Here is a 3,216-nt window from a genome sequence, read left to right on the forward strand (position 1 = left end):
CCCATGGACAAGCGGATCTTCTGGCTGGCGCTCGGATCGTTTGCGATCTCGACCGAAGGCTTCGTCATCTCAAGCCTTCTTCCCGACATTGCATCCGATGCCGGCATATCCGTGCCGCTCGCCGGCTCGCTGATCACCGCCTTCGCGCTCGCCTACGCCATCGGCGCACCCGTGCTGGCGACGCTGACCGGCGAATGGGACCGGCGGCGCGTCATCCTGTGGACGCTGGTATTCTTCGTCATCGGCAACATCGTCGCCGCGCTGAGCTCGTCCTTCGAACTGCTTTTGATCGCCCGCATCGTCATGGCGCTTTCGTCCGGCCTGTTCGCCGCGACAGCGCAGGGGACGGCCGTGGCGCTGGTCGATGACCATCACCGGGCCCGCGCCATTGCCGTTGTCGTCGGTGGCACCACGGTGGCCGTCGCCGTCGGCGCGCCGCTCGGCGCCCTGGTCGCAGCTGTCGCCGGCTGGCGCGGCACGTTCTTCGCCATCGCCGCGCTCGGCGCGCTGTCCGGCGCGATCCTGTGGTGGCGGCTGCCGCGCGGCATCATCGGCACCAGGCTGCCACTGAAGCGCAGGCTGGCGGCGGCTGTTCGCCCCGGCGTAATGCCGATCCTGCTGACGACGACGCTTGCGCTGGTCGGCGCCTTCACCGTCTTCGCCTTCATCGCGCCCTTGGCCCTTCAGGGTGGCGGGCTCTCGCCGATCGCGCTGCCCGGCATGCTGCTCGCCTTCGGCGTCGGCGCCGTCATCGGCAATATCGCCGGCGGCCAGGCCGCCGACCGCTTCGGCGCGACCCGCACCGTCGCCTGGTCGCTGACGCTGTCGGCCGCGACGCTCGCCACCTTCTCGCTGATCCCGGCCTTCCTGCCGCATTCGATCGCCGGACCGGCGCTGATGGGTATGATGGTGCCTTGGGGCATTGTCGGCTGGGCCTTCCCGCCGGCGCAGGCGAGCCGCATCCTCAAGATCGCGCCCGACGCCGCGCCCATTGTCTTGTCGCTCAATGCCTCGGCGCTCTATTTCGGCGTCGCTTTGGGCGCTGTGGTCGGCGCCGCCGTGCTGCGCTTCGGCGCGCCGGCCGATCTCGGCCTGATCGCCGCGGTGTTTCCGATCGTGGGCCTGGGTATCGTGCTGGCGGGCCGTGTTTTTGCGCGCCCGGTCGCGATGCCGGCGGAATAAGCTGCTTGAAAGCGTGACGGACGGCCGCTTCTTCAATTCGAAGGAGCGGCCGCCGGCATTTCCAGATCGAGATCGGCCACAGCATCCAGCGCCGCACGCAGCTTCGCCGCCTGCTCCGTGCCGACCTTGTCCTCGAATTGCCGCTGGGCGATGCACCAGAGCTTGAGCGCCTCGTCGAGCTTGGCTTGGCCCCGTGGCGTCAGCCGCACGCGCTTGACGCGGCGGTCGTCCTTGTCGGGAAAGGTCTCGACATAACCGTCGCGGATCAGCGGTTTCAGCGTGTGGCCGAGCGCCGACAGGTCCATGATCAGCGCCTCGGCGATGGCGCCCATCGCCGGCTCGTCGCTGATGTGGATCTGAAAGAGCAGGCCGAACTGCGTGCCCTTCAGGCCTGACGGCGCCAGCGCGTCATCATAGAAGCGGCCTAGGCTACGCGCGGCGCGGCGCAGCGTGGCGTTGTTGCAGTCGCTGAATCCAGGCTTGCGAGCTTCGGTCATGATCACTCCTTGCCGGCGCAAAGACGCGCCAGCCTGCCGCAGAAATAGTTTTTGCCGCTGCCGTTGACAAGATAGTGGCATATACCTACTTCGGCAAAAGTGGCATATGCCACTAATCGAAATCAGAGGCTCGGCGGATGAACTGACCATCGGCGCCGAACCAGCGAAGCGGACAAAAGGAACAGGACAATGAGCACGAAGGACAACAAGGGCACGGCGGTCATCACCGGCGCATCCTCAGGCATCGGCGCGGTCTATGCGGACCGGCTGGCAGGGCAGGGCTACGATCTGGTGCTGGTGGCGCGCCGCGCCGACCGGCTGCAGGAGGTGGCGGACAGGCTCTCCTATGCCTATGGCCGCAAGGTCGATACGATCGTCGCCGACCTCTCCGTCGATGCCGATCTGCGCCGCGTCGAGCAGGCGGTCGCGACGGATGACAGCGTGACGCTGTTGATCAACAATGCCGGCGTGGCCGGCCTGGAGACGGTCGCAGACGCCGACGCAGACACGGCGGAGCGCATGATCAAGGTCAATGTCATTGCGCTGACCAGGCTGACCCACGCGGTGTTGCCGGGCTTGCTTGCGCGCAATCGCGGCGGGATCATCAACATCGCGTCGGTCGTCGCCTATGGCATCGCCGTCGGCGGCATCTACAGCGGCACCAAGGCCTATGTCGCCAACTTCACGGAAGCGCTGCAGAAGGAAGTCGCCGGCACCAATGTGAAGGTCCAGTCGGTGGTGCCCGGGCCGATCCGCACCGAGTTGTGGGACGTCTCCGGAATCAGCCTCGACAGGATCAATCCGGACTGGATCATGAGCGCCGAGGATCTGGTCGACGCGGCGCTTGCCGGCTTCGCCCAGGGCGAGACCGTCACCGCGCCCGGCCTTGCCGACGCGGCCGGGCTGACGACCTATCTCGGCGCCAGGGACCAGTTCTTCGGCAGCCTGTTCTCCGGCAAGCCGGCGGCGCGCTACGCCGTCTGAAGATTGCGGCAGCGCTGGTTTTCGTCGCCCCCGCAAAGCGGGGGAGAGGTGGCCGCGAGGCGGCTGGAGGGGGGCTTTCGTAGGGCGAGTTTGTCGCAAGATACTTGGTTAGGGCGGCGCCAGTCCCCCTCTCCGTCTCGGCTTCGCCGAGCCACCTCTCCCCCACCTTGGTGGGGGCGAGGAACGGCGCTACACCGGCCGCCAAATCTGCAGGATCGAGGCGGCCAGCAGCAGGCCGAGCACGATGTTCAGCGCGCGCCATTGGCGCTCCGTCTTGAGCAGGCGGGCAAGCAGGGTTCCTGCCACGCACCACAACGACAGCGACAAAGCCGCGGCCAGGCCGAACACGGCGCCGAGCAGCAGCGCGAGTTGCAACGGACCATCCGCCAGGGCCGCGAAGGACGCGGCGGCGCCCAGCCCCATCGCCCAGCCCTTCGGGTTTATCCATTGGATGCCGGCGCCGCCGAAAAAGCTGTTCGGCCTGGCCATGCTGATGTCGAGGTTGGGCGGACCGCTGCGGCCGATCTTGATCGCCAGCCATATCAGATAGAGC

At 67.3% G+C, this 3,216-nt stretch carries 4 protein-coding genes; 2 read left to right on the forward strand and 2 right to left on the reverse strand.

Annotated elements, in window-relative coordinates; all coding sequences use genetic code 11:
- The first annotated feature begins 3 nt into the window (after positions 1-3).
- Positions 4-1,182 carry an MFS transporter gene (locus tag EOA24_RS31960; RefSeq protein WP_126081736.1) on the forward strand — a complete coding sequence of 393 codons (1,179 nt, stop codon included), beginning with the start codon at positions 4-6 and terminating at the stop codon, positions 1,180-1,182.
- Between the two features lie 32 nt (positions 1,183-1,214).
- Here the strand turns inward: EOA24_RS31960 and EOA24_RS31965 are convergent, their stop codons facing one another.
- Complete coding sequence (locus EOA24_RS31965) at positions 1,215-1,679, reverse strand: MarR family winged helix-turn-helix transcriptional regulator (protein ID WP_126081737.1); 465 nt, start codon at positions 1,677-1,679, stop codon at positions 1,215-1,217.
- 189 nt (positions 1,680-1,868) lie between these two features.
- Between EOA24_RS31965 and EOA24_RS31970 the strand changes: the two genes are divergently transcribed.
- The gene (locus EOA24_RS31970) at positions 1,869-2,663 is read left to right on the forward strand and encodes an SDR family oxidoreductase (RefSeq protein ID WP_126081738.1); all 795 of its coding nucleotides are present in this window, start codon (positions 1,869-1,871) and stop codon (positions 2,661-2,663) included.
- Between the two features lie 189 nt (positions 2,664-2,852).
- Here the strand turns inward: EOA24_RS31970 and EOA24_RS31975 are convergent.
- The coding region (locus EOA24_RS31975; RefSeq protein WP_189354400.1) for a LysE family transporter at positions 2,853-3,216 on the reverse strand (364 nt) is incomplete at its 5' end.

Source organism: Mesorhizobium sp. M2A.F.Ca.ET.039.01.1.1 (genome assembly GCF_003998035.1).
Lineage (GTDB): Bacteria > Pseudomonadota > Alphaproteobacteria > Rhizobiales > Rhizobiaceae > Mesorhizobium.

Excerpts from the sequence above, each read along its gene's own strand:
- EOA24_RS31970 (WP_126081738.1), top strand. The coding sequence starts at position 1,869 with ATGAGCACGAAGGACAACAAGGGCACGGCGGTCATCACCGGCGCATCC.
- EOA24_RS31960 (WP_126081736.1), top strand. The coding sequence starts at position 4 with ATGGACAAGCGGATCTTCTGGCTGGCGCTCGGATCGTTTGCGATCTCG.
- EOA24_RS31965 (WP_126081737.1), bottom strand. The coding sequence starts at position 1,679 with ATGACCGAAGCTCGCAAGCCTGGATTCAGCGACTGCAACAACGCCACG.